The 15,916-nt window shown below is 36.8% G+C and carries 12 protein-coding genes, 16 tRNA genes and 1 rRNA gene; 24 read left to right on the top strand and 5 right to left on the bottom strand.

The window, feature by feature from the left end; genetic code table 11:
* The first annotated feature begins 88 nt into the window (after positions 1-88).
* The 21 genes from rrf (at position 89) to VK91_RS06460 (ending at position 9,403) form a co-directional block, all read left to right on the top strand.
* Positions 89-204: ribosomal RNA gene (gene rrf / locus VK91_RS06560) — 5S ribosomal RNA — on the top strand.
* 16 nt (positions 205-220) lie between these two features.
* Positions 221-297 (top strand) — tRNA-Asn (locus VK91_RS06555).
* A 5-nt stretch (positions 298-302) separates the two neighbouring features.
* A tRNA-Ser gene (locus tag VK91_RS06550) sits at positions 303-394 on the top strand.
* 24 nt (positions 395-418) lie between these two features.
* Positions 419-493, top strand: a tRNA-Glu gene (locus VK91_RS06545).
* Between the two features lie 15 nt (positions 494-508).
* A tRNA-Val gene (locus VK91_RS06540) sits at positions 509-584 on the top strand.
* A 26-nt stretch (positions 585-610) separates the two neighbouring features.
* A tRNA-Met gene (locus VK91_RS06535) sits at positions 611-685 on the top strand.
* 3 nt (positions 686-688) lie between these two features.
* Positions 689-764 (top strand) — tRNA-Asp (locus tag VK91_RS06530).
* A gap of 15 nt (positions 765-779) precedes the next feature.
* Positions 780-852: transfer RNA gene (locus VK91_RS06525), tRNA-Phe, on the top strand.
* Between the two features lie 13 nt (positions 853-865).
* Positions 866-941, top strand: a tRNA-Thr gene (locus tag VK91_RS06520).
* Positions 942-950: 9 nt separating this feature from the next.
* A tRNA-Tyr gene (locus tag VK91_RS06515) sits at positions 951-1,034 on the top strand.
* Between the two features lie 13 nt (positions 1,035-1,047).
* A tRNA-Trp gene (locus VK91_RS06510) sits at positions 1,048-1,121 on the top strand.
* Positions 1,122-1,133: 12 nt separating this feature from the next.
* Positions 1,134-1,209: transfer RNA gene (locus VK91_RS06505), tRNA-His, on the top strand.
* A 35-nt stretch (positions 1,210-1,244) separates the two neighbouring features.
* Positions 1,245-1,320, top strand: a tRNA-His gene (locus VK91_RS06500).
* 4 nt (positions 1,321-1,324) lie between these two features.
* A tRNA-Gln gene (locus VK91_RS06495) sits at positions 1,325-1,399 on the top strand.
* Between the two features lie 5 nt (positions 1,400-1,404).
* Positions 1,405-1,479: transfer RNA gene (locus tag VK91_RS06490), tRNA-Gly, on the top strand.
* Positions 1,480-1,487: 8 nt separating this feature from the next.
* Positions 1,488-1,561 (top strand) — tRNA-Cys (locus tag VK91_RS06485).
* Positions 1,562-1,608: 47 nt separating this feature from the next.
* Positions 1,609-1,689 (top strand) — tRNA-Leu (locus VK91_RS06480).
* A 640-nt stretch (positions 1,690-2,329) separates the two neighbouring features.
* Positions 2,330-6,514 carry an S-layer homology domain-containing protein gene (locus tag VK91_RS22250; RefSeq protein WP_053075687.1) on the top strand — a complete coding sequence of 1,395 codons (4,185 nt, stop codon included), beginning with the start codon at positions 2,330-2,332 and terminating at the stop codon, positions 6,512-6,514.
* Positions 6,515-6,614: 100 nt separating this feature from the next.
* Positions 6,615-7,487: a GNAT family N-acetyltransferase gene (locus tag VK91_RS06470; protein ID WP_048391844.1), complete on the top strand. Its 873-nt coding sequence runs from the start codon at positions 6,615-6,617 to the stop codon at positions 7,485-7,487.
* A 207-nt stretch (positions 7,488-7,694) separates the two neighbouring features.
* On the top strand, positions 7,695-8,726 hold the full coding sequence (locus VK91_RS06465; RefSeq protein WP_048391852.1) for an ABC transporter permease: 1,032 nt from the start codon (positions 7,695-7,697) through the stop codon (positions 8,724-8,726).
* Positions 8,727-8,728: 2 nt separating this feature from the next.
* Positions 8,729-9,403 (top strand): ABC transporter ATP-binding protein, encoded by a 675-nt coding sequence (locus VK91_RS06460; protein WP_048391842.1) that lies wholly within the window; start codon positions 8,729-8,731, stop codon positions 9,401-9,403.
* A 40-nt stretch (positions 9,404-9,443) separates the two neighbouring features.
* Here the strand turns inward: VK91_RS06460 and VK91_RS06455 are convergent, their stop codons facing one another.
* The 3 genes from VK91_RS06455 to VK91_RS06445 are packed head-to-tail and all read right to left on the bottom strand — an operon-like array spanning position 9,444 to position 11,554.
* Entirely contained in the window at positions 9,444-10,253 is an 810-nt protein-coding gene (locus VK91_RS06455) for an SDR family oxidoreductase (RefSeq protein WP_048391840.1), read from the bottom strand.
* A gap of 2 nt (positions 10,254-10,255) precedes the next feature.
* Positions 10,256-10,957 carry an SGNH/GDSL hydrolase family protein gene (locus VK91_RS06450; RefSeq protein ID WP_048391838.1) on the bottom strand — a complete coding sequence of 234 codons (702 nt, stop codon included), beginning with the start codon at positions 10,955-10,957 and terminating at the stop codon, positions 10,256-10,258.
* The gene (locus VK91_RS06445) at positions 10,958-11,554 is read right to left on the bottom strand and encodes a TetR/AcrR family transcriptional regulator (protein WP_048391836.1); all 597 of its coding nucleotides are present in this window, start codon (positions 11,552-11,554) and stop codon (positions 10,958-10,960) included.
* A 176-nt stretch (positions 11,555-11,730) separates the two neighbouring features.
* Here VK91_RS06445 and VK91_RS06440 point away from each other — a divergent pair, with 176 nt between their 5' ends.
* Together VK91_RS06440 and VK91_RS06435 are read left to right on the top strand one after the other, a co-directional pair.
* Positions 11,731-12,090, top strand: a complete 360-nt coding sequence (locus VK91_RS06440; RefSeq protein WP_048391834.1) for a VOC family protein — start codon at positions 11,731-11,733, stop codon at positions 12,088-12,090.
* A gap of 82 nt (positions 12,091-12,172) precedes the next feature.
* On the top strand, positions 12,173-13,258 hold the full coding sequence (locus VK91_RS06435) for an S-layer homology domain-containing protein (protein WP_048391832.1): 1,086 nt from the start codon (positions 12,173-12,175) through the stop codon (positions 13,256-13,258).
* A gap of 38 nt (positions 13,259-13,296) precedes the next feature.
* Here VK91_RS06435 and VK91_RS06430 read toward each other — a convergent pair whose 3' ends face one another.
* Positions 13,297-14,043 carry an arylamine N-acetyltransferase gene (locus VK91_RS06430; RefSeq protein WP_048391830.1) on the bottom strand — a complete coding sequence of 249 codons (747 nt, stop codon included), beginning with the start codon at positions 14,041-14,043 and terminating at the stop codon, positions 13,297-13,299.
* 186 nt (positions 14,044-14,229) lie between these two features.
* Here VK91_RS06430 and nagB point away from each other — a divergent pair, with 186 nt between their 5' ends.
* The gene (gene nagB / locus VK91_RS06425) at positions 14,230-14,943 is read left to right on the top strand and encodes a glucosamine-6-phosphate deaminase (RefSeq protein WP_048391828.1); all 714 of its coding nucleotides are present in this window, start codon (positions 14,230-14,232) and stop codon (positions 14,941-14,943) included.
* A 20-nt stretch (positions 14,944-14,963) separates the two neighbouring features.
* Here the strand turns inward: nagB and VK91_RS06420 are convergent, their stop codons facing one another.
* Positions 14,964-15,863 (bottom strand): DMT family transporter, encoded by a 900-nt coding sequence (locus tag VK91_RS06420; protein WP_048391826.1) that lies wholly within the window; start codon positions 15,861-15,863, stop codon positions 14,964-14,966.
* Between the last annotated feature and the right edge of the window lie 53 nt (positions 15,864-15,916).

Here is a 15,916-nt window from a genome sequence, read left to right as displayed (position 1 = left end):
CGTTTATCCAGTTTTGAAAGAATAAATTATTAGAATATACTTGTAATTTTTATAAGATATGTTATAATAAGTATTGTCTTTCAAATAGTCTAGTGATGATGGCAAAGAGGTCACACCCGTTCCCATACCGAACACGGAAGTTAAGCTCTTTAGCGCCGATGGTAGTTGGGGGCTTCCCCCTGTGAGAGTAGGACGTCGCTAGGCTATATACTAAAATTATTCCGAAGTAGCTCAGTTGGTAGTAGCACCTGACTGTTAATCAGGTTGTCGCAGGTTCGAGTCCTGCCTTCGGAGCCATTCTTGGAGAGTTGTCCGAGTGGCCGAAGGAGCACGATTGGAAATCGTGTAGGCGGTTAACACTGTCTCAAGGGTTCAAATCCCTTACTCTCCGCCAGCACTTTGATTTGTTCCAAACGATGGCCCCTTGGTCAAGTGGTTAAGACACCGCCCTTTCACGGCGGTAACACGGGTTCGAATCCCGTAGGGGTCACCATTTCAATACCCAGATGGAGGATTAGCTCAGCTGGGAGAGCATCTGCCTTACAAGCAGAGGGTCGGCGGTTCGAGCCCGTCATCCTCCACCATTATTTTTACAACATTATAGTATTATCGCGGGGTGGAGCAGTGGTAGCTCGTCGGGCTCATAACCCGAAGGTCGTTGGTTCAAATCCAGCCCCCGCAACCAAATGGTCCCGTGGTGTAGCGGTTAACATGCCTGCCTGTCACGCAGGAGATCGCCGGTTCGATCCCGGTCGGGACCGCCATTTATTTTAAAATATGGGTCAGTAGCTCAGTTGGTAGAGCATTAGATTGAAGCTCTAAGTGTCGGCGGTTCGATTCCGTCCTGACCCATCTTGTTTTTTTTGCCGGTTTAGCTCAGCAGGTAGAGCAACTGACTTGTAATCAGTAGGTCGTGGGTTCGATTCCTATAGCCGGCACCAGATTTTCCCGGAGGGGTAGCGAAGTGGCTAAACGCGGCGGACTGTAAATCCGCTCCTTAGGGTTCGGCGGTTCGAATCCGTCCCCCTCCACCAGTTTTATTATTTTAGGGGCATAGTTCAACGGTAGAATAGAGGTCTCCAAAACCTTTGGTGTGGGTTCGATTCCTACTGCCCCTGCCAATTAATTTTATGGCGATTGTGGCGAAGTGGTTAACGCACCGGATTGTGGTTCCGGCATTCGTGGGTTCGATTCCCATCAGTCGCCCCATCTAATATAAAATTAATAAACATCATAATACAATGGCGATTGTGGCGAAGTGGTTAACGCACCGGATTGTGGTTCCGGCATTCGTGGGTTCGATTCCCATCAGTCGCCCCATTGTTGGGGTATAGCCAAGCGGTAAGGCAACGGATTTTGATTCCGTCATGCCTAGGTTCGAATCCTAGTACCCCAGCCATTTTTGCGGAAGTAGTTCAGTGGTAGAACACCACCTTGCCAAGGTGGGGGTCGCGAGTTCGAACCTCGTCTTCCGCTCCATGTATGACGGCGGCATAGCCAAGTGGTAAGGCACGGGTCTGCAACACCCTTATCACCGGTTCAAATCCGGTTGCCGCCTCCATATTTTAACTGTTAATCGGTTTATCCGATTTTTTTTATCTCCATTATGCCGGTGTGGCGGAATTGGCAGACGCGCACGACTCAAAATCGTGTTCCTTTGGAGTGTCGGTTCGACCCCGACCACCGGTATCAATTACAACGAAGAATCCTTGATATATCAGGGGTTCTTTTTTTGTTGTAAAAAATTATAGAAAGTATATAAACATAGATAAAGGAGCGGGGGACTGAATGGGTCATATTTTTGCCTTTACAGCAGCTATATTTTGCGCTGTATTAGCAAACTAAAGTTATTTAATATAATCTACGTTCATTATGGTAACGTTAACTGATAAATTAATGTGTACTTGCCTCTTAAAAGCAGAAAACGACAAGACAGAGTTTAGTTTCTTCCTTCTCTTAGAAACAAGTGGCATTAAGATATGTTTTGTATCAATGAAACATGAAAACATCAATCACAACGTATGGGTCATGCATGAAGTTGAACTAAAATTTTTGTTCTATTAATTGAAAATTTATATATATTAATTTTACTATTTATTATAAAATATTTTTACCACATTTGTATGATAGGTAGACTAATTTCTCTAAAATGGAAAGTAAAAAAGGATATATCTAAAATATTTGGTAATAACTACCCAAAAACCATTGTGGAATTATAATAAGAAAGGGAGATATTCCAATTTAAAAAAACATACAAAAAGATATATCACAAATTACTATTTATTAGTAAATAAGTCACCATCAATAATGAGGGAAAGAATGTGAGATTATGAAAAAAAAGAATAAAAATTTTAACAAGATAATAGCATCTACAGTTACAGCATCTGTTGTGGTAAGTAGTTTAGTGACAGTGATACCAAATGCTAACGCAGCTGCAACTAAATTCAAAGATGTACAGTCAAATGCATACTTTTATGAAGCAGTAAATAGTTTACATGCACGTAATATTATAAGTGGCTATGAAGATGGTACTTTCCGTCCAAACGAACCTTTAACTCGCGCCCATGCTGCAAAAATCATCGCACTTGCATTAGATTTAGATACAACTAATATTAAGAACCCAGGATTTAAAGATGTCTCTGAAAAGCATAATTTCTATAAATATATTGCTGCATTAGCCGATAAAGGAATTATTGTGGGATCTGAAGGTGAATACAGACCGAATGATCCTGTGAATCGTGCACAGATGGCAAAAATCATCTCATTAGCCTATGATTTAAAATCAGAAAATTCTCAACAAAAAATAAACTTTACAGATGTGAGTCAAGATGATTGGTTTAATAATTATGTTGGGGTATTGATTGAAAATGAAATCACATCCGGAACAACCTCAACAACATTTTCGCCTAATAAAAGTGTGACTCGTGGACAACTAGCAGCATTCATTTACCGTAGTGAAAACAAAATAACACCTGTTCCTGTTCATGTGAATGAGACGATCTCCAATATTACAGATGAGACACTGGTGACTTCTGAAGGTACATACACACTTTCAGATGATCAAAAGAAATGGATTAATCCGAGTAATCTAGCGACATTAAAAGGTGCCAACTTAAAACTAACTATAAAAGAGAATAAAATTGAACAAATACAATCTATTGAATTAACTGCAAAAGGTACACCAAGTACTGATACTAATAACCCCTATGTAAATCATGCTGTCTTTGATGGAAAAGGTGCAACTATCGATTCTACTGTCATTGTAAATAGCGATTACATCACAATGAAGAATATCACCATTAAAGGCGATTTACATGTTGGTAAAGGCGTTGAGAATTCTTTCTACTCTGAATTCTTGAAAGTGGAAGGTAAAACGACGATTGATGATACTTTGCAACTAGCAAATCAAACTAATGCATATAAATCTTTTGGAGCAAAGGTTGCATCTATGAATAACTTACCTATAGCTGCGAATGAAACTAAAGTAAGAGGAAGAGTAGTTTTCAGTGAATTTCAATTGGGTGATGTGGGTGTCGATAAAAATGCTGATGTTATTTTCCTATCGAAAACATCTGGAGCATCTACAGTAGGAGAGATTGTTGTTAATAGCAATGCAATATTAACTGCTGGAAGTTCAGTGGTGCTTCCTAAAGTATTGATTGTCCAGGGAGCTACTGACGTTGTCATTAACTCAAATGTAACTTCTTTACAAGTAACAACTACAGGTGAGGTTAAATTATCTGGTAAAAGTGACATTGTTAATCTATCTCTTATGACAAGTGCAAATGTAAATCTGCAAACAATCGGTCGAGTAAGTAATCTTGAAACACTTAATAGAGAAACAAAAGTTACAATAGGAACAGAAACCAAAATTGGCAACCTTGTTATTCCAACAGGTTCAAAACCTGCTGATATAATTCAAAATTATAATTCTGTAAAAGGCAATGTCGAACGAATTGCTGGAACAAAAAACCCAGATTTATCCGATACGTCATCTGATAACTCAGGTAGCGGGTCTATTGATACAACAGTTCCCATAGCACCATCAGCACCAAAGGGTTTACAAGGGGTGTCTCCAACTTTAGTAGGAAATGATGGTAAGATTACAGGTTTAAATGCAAGTAAGAAATATCAATATAAACTAGTTACAGACACAAGTTGGACGAATGTACCTTTATTAGCAACAGAAATTATTGGCTTAGGTGCAGGAAACTATGAAGTACGGTATGCAGCAAGTGGGAACATACCAGCAAGTTTTTCAACGACGGTATATGTTCAAAGTTCAAATCAATCACAAGCTCCTTCACACATACAATTGGTTAATTACGCGACAGCAGGCAAGGATATGATTGCTTTACCTTCATTACCAGTAGGCTCATTAATTAAAGTGTATGATGCAAGTACAAATGGAAATATCCTTGGAAGCTTTTCAGTAACAACGTCAACTGCACTTAGTCTAGTAGAGATTCTAGGAGGATTTCCTCTAGGACTTGATAAAGTCTATGTAACAGTTACAGAAAACGGAAAAACAGAAAGCACAAGAGTCGAAAAAGGAGTACCAACGACTTTCCCGAATGCGCCAGCAGTTAGTGATATTACTGTTACTGACAATGCTACTGGGGCAGACAAAGTGACAGTTAAACTACCTTCCCCAATAGGTGATTATATGATTTCTGTATACGATGTTTCAGGCAATCAATTAGAATGGGGTATACTTCCTGACGGAAATGGTGAAAAATCAATTGCGATTTCCTCTGGTTTTGCTAATGGGATGTCTGAAATTGATGTAGCAATTATAAAAGTAACAGACAATGGTACTCAATATGCAGAGAGTTTAAGAACACGAGTTAGCATCGGATCTTTAAGCCCATTAGCTGTTACGGCAGTGGACGATCCATTCAGTAACGATAAAATAAATATTACAGTTGGTGAACCTGTAGATTTAGGTAATGAGTTTGCTTTTAAAGTTTTTGATGATGCGAATGCAGCAGACGCTGGAAAGCCATCATTAAATGCTGATGTATCTTCTTGGGAAACACTTCCGCCTGATGGTAAAATTTCATCAGCTGCTGGTAAGGTAGTTGTTGTAGTAGAAAGAACGTCAGCAGGTAAACTCGCGAAAAAGATTGGACAAGTAGTTGCTAATACAATAGTAAATAACCCATTGCTAGAAACGGTTACGATAGATGGTAAAGATGGGGTCAGCTCACAAGATGGAAAAATGGAAACCATTCGCCTAAAATTTTCAGCAAATATTGATCCAACGACAGTAACTAAGGATTCATTTACAGTCCCTGGCTTTACTGTAGAATCTATAAAAGTAACAGACAAAAATGGAAGAACGCCACTGCTTAGCAATGGTAATCCTAATCCATTATATACACAAGGTGAAAACAAATATATTACAATTAGAGTGGAACCAATGATTGGTACTCACTTCACACCAGAGGTTATTCAAAATCCAAATGAATCTATCATAGATATCAATGGAGTGAATATAGCTGGGATTCATGTGACAGCAGTTGATCAGGCTGCACCAGTTATTATTAGTTCAGGCTTCATAGATAAGGGTTCTAACGGTGTAGATGTAGGGGATCAGTTAACGATTATCTTCTCAGAGGATGTAAATCTTGGTTTGGCTAATCTAATTGATTTAGCGAATGATTTTACTTTAAGTAATCAAACAAATTCTACGTTTGCTTTTGCTAATGATGATACCTTTGAACTTTTAGGAAATACCGTAACTGTCACGTTAGGTGCAACAACCGTATCAAAAATTGAACAAAATACAACCATCACGATGAGTGCAAATGGTAACGATATTTCTTTAAAAGACGCTGCTTTGAATAAAGCGAAGCCTCAAAAAGAATTTGTGAATGAAACAGTCTATTCTGATGCAAAAACAATAAATATAACGAATATACCATTAACAATTGTAAATCCAATTACTGCACCTAATGCAATGAAAGCACAAGGAACGAATGCAGGAACAATGAAACTGACAGGATTAACAGATGGTGTTACGTATGAATATATAATAGATAGTAATGCTACGACATCTATTAGCACAGACTGGGCAGGCGCAACATTAATACCCCTATCAGGAACAACAGAAATTGATAATATTTCGATAAATGCGGGTCAATTTGTGCATATTCGTATAGCTTCAGCAGGAGGGCAACCAGCAAATGATGTGCAAGATTTAGCGCAAATCGAGTTAAATGATATCAAACCTGCTGCTGCACCTGAACCTACAGTAGCGGTTGGTGTTGCTGGGTATACCAAATTATCAAATTTACAAACTCAAGAGACATATGAGTATTTTGTAGATAGCAACCCAAATGCAGCAGATAATGCAGCAGAATGGTCAACTGCTACAACTAAAACTGGTGTTACTTATATTGAGATTCCAGCTAATACTTCGCAATATATTCATATTCGTATAAAAGCCACCGCAGAAAAGCCAGCGTCTTATATAAAAAGTGTTAAAGGTACTGGAAATGAGGGACCTTAAGTAAATCCTTAGTTGGAATGGATCACTTATCGAGGTGATCCATTTCCCTTTTTTACTAAACCTCAAATAATAGACTATTTTCATTAAGAAGGTAAAAATCATGCTAATCCAAAGAATAAATGAAACCCAAGTTAATGAAGTATTACTGCATTTTAAAAATATTAAAGGTGACTTTTTATTTAATGACCTAAACAATGACTCGTTTGTCCTAGGCGTTTCAGTTGATAAAAATAGTGAAGTTCTCGGAGCAATATTGGCGGAATACAAAGAGTTAGACAGAATGGGCGTCGTCTACTCAGTAAATGTTAGAGATAAGTTTAAAAATAAAAACATAGAAGAAAAACTACTAAAATTTGCCGAAAAAGAACTAAAATCAAAAGGCGCAAATGTTTTATATACAAATGTTTTTCCTGAAACTAGTCCGAATGTAAAATACACATTAAGAAAGCAATCGTGGACTCCACCAATTTTAGACAAAACTCACTTTATGATTAATGTGAAAGATATGAGCAAAGAAAAATGGATCGAAAAAAACACATTTCCAGAAGACATCTCTGTTAAAGCGTTGAATCAAATTCATGAAGCGGAACTGGAGTCGTTACGCAATGTTGATTGGTATCCTAAGCATTTATCACCCTTAGAGGATTTTCAATTTGGTGAAGCTAGTCCACAAACGAGTTTTTGGGTTTACTACAAAGAGGAAATCATCGGGTGGATATTAAGTACAAATGTGAATAATGAACATTTATTTATTACTTCCCTCTTTATTAAAGAAGATAGAAGAAATCATTATATTTTAAGACCTTTACTGGGCGAGGTTATTAAAAATCAAATTCAACTAAATATACCGTATGCTTGTTTTGATGTAAGAAATGAAGATGAAAAGGTATTGAAATTCTTTAAGAGTTATTTTAGATCCTATATTCATACTACAATTGAAATTCACAGTTCGTATAAAATATTAAGACCGTGATTAGAAATCAAAAATATCAATTCATTCAAGGCGAGGGATTTTAGCAAGTAAAGATAAATAAGATTCAAAAAAGAAGCCACTCTATGGGATAAAAATGTCTTTATAGAGCGGCTTTTTATATAATCTCTAAATTTTTACGATTAGTTCATGCTCTGTTCATTTAACAATTTTAAGCTAGGAGTAATCAAAGAAATGGAGGGGTTAGTGATGAATCTTGCCTGGAAAGAAATGAAGAAGAATAAAGTACGGTTTTTAATCTTGGGCTCCATTATCTTCCTAGTTAGTTTTTTAACGTTTATTATCTCGGGTTTAGCAAATGGTCTGTCACAGGATAATGCAGCTTTAATTAAGGATTTACCGAAGGGTCAATTTTATATGGCTGAGGATGCGGATGGCACGTTTAATCTTTCAAGAATCGATAGCGACCTGCAACAGAAAGTCATAAGTAAAGAAAAAGAGGCAGTAGCTTTTTCGATCCAGATGGGCTTTTTAAATGATCAGGATGATAAACAACAAAGTGTAGCCTTTGTGACATCAACGGAATCTACACTTTTTAGCAATGTGCATCAAGACGAGGTGCTTTTGGATAGCTCACTACAAGATAAAGGAATACAGGTTGGAGATATATTAACGAATAATCAATACAGTGGAAAGTTCATTGTAAAAGGTTTTGTAGAGCAAAAAAAATATAGCCATGCTCCCGTTGCTTATATTAGTGAAGAGGCTTATCAGGAGATGTATCGGGTAGCTGATAAACAATTAATTTTTGTCCCAAATAGTGAGCCAAATGATATTAAGGGATTGCAAGCATATAGCAATAAAGAGTTTCTCAATACTATCCCTAGTTATAATGCGGAACAATTATCTTTAAATATGATTATATGGTTCTTAGTTGTCATTAGTGGGATGTTGTTTGCTATTTTCTTCTATATGATGAATGTGCAAAAAATTGGCTTGTATGGCATTTTAAAAGCGATTGGATTAAAAACAAGTAAGCTATTTAAAATGATCTGGACACAGATGGCTATTATTACAATCTTTTCACTTGTGGTATCTGTCAGTCTTAGCCAGCTATTTAATATAGTTGCTCCTAAGGGGATGCCATTCACTTTAACAATAGGCACTACAACACAGTTATCCGTTGTATTCCTCCTCATAGGCTTTATTGGTGCGACCTTGTCAGGAATGCAAATTAAAAAAATTGAACCGTTACAAGCAATACAGCAAGGGGAGGCTTAATCATGACGTTATTTACAATTGATGAAGTACGAAAAACGTTTAAGAATGGTGAAGTCGAGGAAGAGATCTTAAAGGGCATCAATCTTTCTTTAAATGAAGGAGAGATTACAGCATTGGTAGGTGCTTCTGGCTCTGGGAAAAGTACATTATTAACGATCGCTGCAGGACTACAACCCGCAACAGATGGGCAAGTGTTATTTGAAGAGCAGAATCTTACGACGATGAAAACCGACCAGGTACGAAAATTACGTGCAAGTAAATTCGGTTTTGTTTTTCAATTTGCTCACCTTGTTCCATTTTTGACAGTGGAGGAACAATTGCTATTAATGCTAGATGTAGCTGAATCTCCATTAAAAAAGAATGAACAGAAATATGAAGTCAATCGGCTATTGGAGTTAGTTGGAATGGAACATCGTAAAACTGCCTATCCCTCCTCCTTGTCAGGGGGAGAGAAGCAACGTGTAGCAATTGCACGTGCTATTATTCATCAACCGAAAGTATTGTTTGCTGATGAACCAACGGCTAGTTTAGATTCACAGCGCTCTAAAGAGATTATGTTGTTATTAAGAACATTAACAAAAACTTTAAATATAACAACATTATTAGTGACGCATGACGAAGAAATGTTGGCATATACAGATCGTATTATTAAAATGAGCGATGGTGTCGTATTATAAAATAAGCAAGGCTCCCATTAGTAGGGAGCCTTGTGAAACATTAGGTTAAACGTGCATTACGACTCACTTTACAAACCATTCTCATTAACGCTTTGTGTAAAAAAGGAAAAATAGTAAAAACAACATCCAGTGTTTTGCGCATTGGCATTGGACAAATGATAGGCTTATTTTGATGAACACCCTCTATAGCCATTTTTGCAATTCGCTGAGGTGAGATCATTTTTTGCTGTTTTAATTGTTTGGTGATAATTGATTTATCCATATGAATCGCCTTTGCATTATCGAAAATTGGTGTATCCACAAACGTTGGACATAAAGTACTCACCTTAATCCCGAATTCCTCAGCCTCATAGTGTAGAGAGGTTGTTAGTCCTATAACAGCATGTTTGGTAGTAGCGTATGCAGTAGAAAAAGGAGAAGGTCCTAACCCTGCAGCAGAGGAGGTATTGACGATATGACCAAAACCTTGTTTTTTCATAAGTGGGTAGCCTATTTGAGTCCCATAAATGACACCCCATAAATTAATGGCCATAATTTCCTTCCAATCCTCAATAGTCATTTCACCCATCTCCCCATACATAGCGATACCAGCATTATTAAACAGATAATCTATACGGTGAAATTCTTCAAATACATCATGAATGACAGAAGTTACATTTTTGTAATCGGTTACATTTAAATGTACAAATTTTACATGGGCGATATCCTTATTTAACTCTGCTTCTAACACACGACCCTCATGATCTTGAATATCAGCAATAATGACAAATATATGTCGAGCAATTAATTCTTGGCAAATAGCCTTTCCTATCCCTGAAACACCGCCAGTAACAACAGCAATCTTTCTCATCTTTAGGACCTCCCGATTTTGTCTCCTTCGACTTTATAAAGTTCAATGATAGAGCTATATTGCTGTGCCACTAAATCAGCACCTTTACTATTCAAATGAACACCATCTAAAGTTACATGTAGCCCTCTTTTTTGAGATAATTTATCGATACGTAAAGGACTTTTGTAAAATAAAACATCCAGTAGGACTCTTATTACATTCGTATTAATAAAGCCTGAGCACTCCAAATGTTCTAAATGATCTTTAAAGAGATTTTGCATATTTACAAAATAAACATTGCCAGATTTCATTGAAATAGACTCCATAACAGACGTTAATTGTGTTATTTCTTTGTTAGAGGGATTTTGAAGATCTTCTCCTACTAATGCTGGAGATACTAATACAACATTTTTGGAAGCGTCATGTGCTTTCTCTAATACCTTAAGGCAGTACTCTTCGAATTCAAAGTGATCCTTCGCCACAGGCTGTGCTTGCACCTTTAATAATTTTGAATAGACGTCATTGACGCCTATCCAAAGAATAAGGAGATCATAGGAAGATTGGAGCGGCATTTTTTCCAAGCGAGTAAATAAACTTTTAATCGTCTCGCCTGGATTTCCAAGATTATCGAATGAAATATGGGGATATTGATGTTTCAAGAGATCATAAAATGAAACGCCTGGATGACCTTCTGTTAAGCTATCACCTATTAAACCTACTTTCATTTAAACCCCACCTTTTTTAATTTCTTTTAAGAAAATCGTTATTGCCTGTTGAAAGAGTGGTTCTAATGATTTTAAATTTTGAGTATTGGTCAGCTGACATAATCCACCTAGCCATGTGCCAAGTAAGACGGTCCATGTATCTACATTGCCATGAACAAATTCGTTTTGGTCGATGCCCTCTTGAAGAATTGCTCGATAAGCATTCATTGGCGTAATAGCTAAATTGAATAACTGTTGTATAGAATCAGGACTTGATTTGGGATTAGATGCCAGTTCCTGACCTGACTTTAGTAAGGGTGTTTGATACTCATAGAGGACATGCATGGCCATACCATACAATTTATCTGTTGATGTGGTGTATGAAGATTCTTGTTGCAACCATTTGTCATGCCAATTTTTCATCGATTGCTGCGCCAAAAGCACAAATAACTTTTCTTTATTTTCGAAATGATAATAAATATGTCCTTTACTATAACCAGAGGCTTTCGAAATATCACCAACAGATGTCTGATTATAGCCATGTTGAGAAAATAATTGGATGGCATGTTTGATAATCTCAATCTTTGCCTTGTCACTGTCATAGCGTCTTTTACTCAATGTTGTACTCCTTTAATGATTTGAACAGTCGTTCTAATTTAATTATACATAATTTTCTAACTAATTAAATACATAAATTTTTATTTGGAATATTGTCAAATTTCTAAAGTTTGCAGGAAGGGAATTCCAATTTATTGTTGAATTATTTGTTATGCTAAAAATGAGGGGGTATATGTATGGGAAAAGTGATTGGCTTTGAATTAAATAGTCAGGAACCGGAGAAAGCGGCAGCTTTTTATAGTAAAGTGTTTGGCTGGGAGGTGGCAGCTCCAAAGTGGGATTATTGGGCAGTTATGACTGGGAATGAAGACAAAGCTGGAATTAATGGTGGCATTGGTAAAGGACCAAGCGATTTTCCGCATGGTACAAGAATTCAAATTGAAGTGGAGGCAATTGACGAAGTCATTGCACAGGCAAAACACAATGGTGCTACTATTTTGCGTGACAAAATGGCGTTTGATGATTTCTATCTAGCTTATTTGGTCGATCCGACTGGAATAGGAATTGGATTAATTCAATATAAAAATAACGAATAAAGTCTCTTTTAATAGAGGCTTTTTTCATTTTAAGCATATGGGTACGTCTTTATGGGTATAGAATCGAAGGAGGAGGGATAATGTGAAGAACATATTGAAGCTAGTATGTTTGATCCTGATAACGATTGGTATATTACCGAAGGAAGTGCAGGCAGCCAGCTTTATCGATCTAACGGATGATACATTAACGACGGAAATTCATTATTTAGTAGAACAGGATATTGCGAAAGGGTATTCGAATAACTTGTTCAAGCCGAATGATTTTATTACGAAAGCACAGGTAGCTGTAATGCTAACACGTGCTTTAGGATTAAACACGATCCATGTGCAAAATCCAAACTATCAAGATGTCACAACTACTCATAAATTTTATAAAGAAATTGCGGCTGTGCAAAATAAAGGTATATTTGATAATGCCCATAAATTTCATCCAGATGCACCGCTTACTAGGGGGGAAATGGCGATTGTGCTAAATAGGGCCTTTCAATTAAAAGGTTCAGATCCTTATTATTTTACAGATGTGAGTAAGCAGACACCAGGTTATAAAGAAATTTTAACACTGGCCCATAATCATTTAGTAAGGGGCTATGAGAATGGTTCGTTTAAACCTAATGACCCTGTTACACGCGCCCATTTCTCAGCGTTTTTAGCGAGAGCAATGACTCTTTCTAAACCTAACTTGCTAAGGGACCCCGCATTTGAATATACGTATGCCTATTATTCTTTAAGTGACAATAAGCGTTATACTTTAAACTATCAATATCAGCAACACGACGGTAAAAATGATGTATGGACAGTCAAAAATGTAAGTACAGGACAAACTATCTCTGATGAGCTTTTATATGGTCATGATCGTGCATACGGACAAGCCATTGCTAGTGAAGCTAACACACATTATGATTTATATATAGAACTCCCACTTAGAATAGGCGTTGTTTTACATGAAGATGATCCAGGGGTTTCAGCAGGGGAACGAGTAACTGTAAAATCTACTGATGGTACGGTACAAGCTGGTGATGTGCAATTTACGGGCGTGGTTATAGTCGAGAAAAGGTCGGAATTTAGTGATGTAGTGAAAACTTATTACTTTGTAGATGATATAGGTTTAGTTAAAGAGCTACACAATGACATAGTTGTGTTTGAATTGCTCAATAGGACAATGGAATAATGTGAAAGGAAAGCAAGCCACCGATGGACTTGCTTTCCTTATTGTTGTATAGAGATATGAAAAAAACGCTGTAGAGCTTGCAGCCATTCCTTCTCAGTGTTTGTTGTATAAGTAGTTAAGGATTGTCCTTCATAAATTCTAAATTCGTTGTTCATCATGGTATGACGGCCACCAATGGTTCGAATCATAGCAATTTTATTTTTTTGCTTGGAAAGTCGTGGTGCAAATTTTGCATCATTGGCATCGTTGTGAAAACTATAAAGCAAACGCCAACTATGTTTAGCTTGTTCCAACAGCATCCAACCATTCGCTTCATCATAATCTATTTTATATAACTCTTTACCTTCACGGTGTTGATAGCCAGCAATCAGTGGCACTGGTTTACAGGGTGCTAATGCACCGACACCTACATCCGAGATATAGTATTGTCCACTCATATTTACTAGTAATAATTGATGCATAGGAATTTCCTCTGGAGGGGTATTTTCCGCTACGTTGCGCCAAAACTGGGCATAACGATTGGTGACAGAAAAGCCAAGCTCTCGTAGAAGCCAGCTGAATAAGATATTTAATTCAAAACAATTGCCACCACGTTTATCAATAATTATTTTCTTAAATATATCAGGAATAGCGAAGGAGATACCACGATTCAAGGCAACATCTAAATTTTCATAGGGAATGGTTAATAGATGTTTAGTTTGTAGTTGTCCAAGTAGTTGAATAGATGGCTCTAACGTTCCTTGAAATTGAATATACTGTAAATAGTGCTGAATTTGTAAATTCATAAAATCGCCTCACTTCCTTATTAATAACATAACCGAAATAGTCTTAGATTACACGCATAAACTGAAGTAGGAAATGATAGAAAAATAGCTAAATAACTAGTAAGATTAATATATTAGCTACTATAAAGTGAAATATTTTACATATTAGTTAATAATATTAATGGTAAGGTAGGTATCGTATAAAGAATGAAATGGATAGAAGTGAATACATATGAGGAAATGAGTGAAGTGGCAGCTACTATTTTCTCAAAACAAATACAAGAGAAACCTGATAGTGTTTTAGGTTTAGCAACTGGTGGATCACCTGTAGGCATGTATAAAGAATTAGTGGCACGACACCAAGCTGGCCATTTATCTTTTAAGGAAGTACAAACTTTTAACTTGGATGAGTATGTTGGCATTGAGCAATCAAGTCCAGCAAGTTACTTTACATTTATGCATGAGAATTTATTTAATTTTGTGGATATACAGCCGAAAAATGTCCATTTGCCAAATGGACAGGCAGCCAATTTAGCTGAAGAATGTGCTGCATATGATAAGCGCATTGAAGAAGCAGGAGGCATTGATTTACAGCTTCTAGGTATCGGTGTAAATGGACATATTGCTTTTAATGAACCAGGCACATCGTTTGATGCCAAGACGAATATTGTGGAGCTAACAGAGTCAACAAGAACAGAAAATGCTATTTATTTTGATGATCCGTCTGAAGTACCAACACATGCCATTACAATGGGCATTCACTCCATAATGAAGGCAAAGGAAATCATCCTCATTGCCTTTGGTGAAAAAAAACTCGCGGCGATTGAGAAATTGAAAAGTGGTCATATTACAGAAGAGTTCCCAGCAAGCCAATTATTAAACCATCCTAATGTTACAGTAATTTATGGTGGTACGAATTAGCAAAAATAAGCAAAGACTTCTTAGGATTGAAGTCTTTGCTTATTTATTTTTCCTGATAAAATAACCCCTGCTACAACGGCTAGTCCACCTATAAGCTGAAATGAATGCAATTTCTCATCAAGAAAAAGAACAGCAAAAATGGAGGCAAAAACAGGAATGAAATTTAAATAAATACTTGCTTTGTTCGCTCCCAACTGTATAACACCACTGTTCCAGCAGAGAAAAGCAATGATAGAGGCAAAAATACCAACATATAAAATAGCAGCAAAGGTTGACCATTCCCAATGAATTGCTGTTGCACTAGACAGTGTTTCATAGAGAGAAAAAGGAAATAGCATCATAGCCCCAAGTCCAATCGTCACTAGAAAGGTAGACTGCCCTGGTAAGCGAGTTGCATATTGTTTAATGAGTAATGAATATATGCTCCAACATAATACTGCTGCGATTACAATTAAATCCCCTTTGTTGAAAGTAAAATCGACAATCCTTGTAAAAGAGCCACCCATTATAATAAAGGCAACTCCACTCAGTGATAGAACGGTCCCTATTAACTGATATTTTGATAGTTTTTCCTTCAAAAAAATAAAGGAAAGTATGTAAATCATTATGGGCGTAGAAGAGTTCATTAAAGATGCATTAATGGACGTTGTGTAATGTAATCCAATGTAAACAAGTGTGTTAAATGCTGTAACACCTGTTAATGAAAGAATGATGACAATAAACCAATGTCTTTTCAGTAACCGCCATTCACGTTTTAATTGGTGAAATGCAATGGGAAAAAAGATAATAAATGCGACGCACCAGCGTAAAAAGGCAAGTGTTAGGGGAGGAATATCTTCACTAACGGCACGTCCAATAACAAAATTACCACCCCATAAAAGAGTTGCGAGTACTAATAATATATATGGTGGAATTTTCAAGATGCTTTAACCCCTTTATTAATTGAATAGTAAAGTTAATTATAGGCAGTCAG

Source organism: Lysinibacillus sp. LK3 (genome assembly GCF_001043675.1).
GTDB lineage: Bacteria > Bacillota > Bacilli > Bacillales_A > Planococcaceae > Lysinibacillus > Lysinibacillus capsici.
The sequence above is the reverse complement of the archived record's forward strand: the minus strand, read 5'-3'. Positions and strand labels throughout refer to the sequence as shown.

What these genes read in the sequence shown, in the direction of transcription:
- VK91_RS22250 (WP_053075687.1), top strand. Translation starts at nt 2,330, where the DNA reads ATGAAAAAAAAGAATAAAAATTTTAACAAGATAATAGCATCTACAGTT.
- VK91_RS06430 (WP_048391830.1), bottom strand. Translation starts at nt 14,043, where the DNA reads ATGAATTTACAAATTCAGCACTATTTACAGTATATTCAATTTCAAGGA.
- VK91_RS06440 (WP_048391834.1), top strand. Translation starts at nt 11,731, where the DNA reads ATGGGAAAAGTGATTGGCTTTGAATTAAATAGTCAGGAACCGGAGAAA.
- VK91_RS06470 (WP_048391844.1), top strand. Translation starts at nt 6,615, where the DNA reads ATGCTAATCCAAAGAATAAATGAAACCCAAGTTAATGAAGTATTACTG.
- VK91_RS06460 (WP_048391842.1), top strand. Translation starts at nt 8,729, where the DNA reads ATGACGTTATTTACAATTGATGAAGTACGAAAAACGTTTAAGAATGGT.
- VK91_RS06450 (WP_048391838.1), bottom strand. Translation starts at nt 10,957, where the DNA reads ATGAAAGTAGGTTTAATAGGTGATAGCTTAACAGAAGGTCATCCAGGC.
- nagB (WP_048391828.1), top strand. Translation starts at nt 14,230, where the DNA reads ATGAAATGGATAGAAGTGAATACATATGAGGAAATGAGTGAAGTGGCA.
- VK91_RS06465 (WP_048391852.1), top strand. Translation starts at nt 7,695, where the DNA reads ATGAATCTTGCCTGGAAAGAAATGAAGAAGAATAAAGTACGGTTTTTA.
- VK91_RS06455 (WP_048391840.1), bottom strand. Translation starts at nt 10,253, where the DNA reads ATGAGAAAGATTGCTGTTGTTACTGGCGGTGTTTCAGGGATAGGAAAG.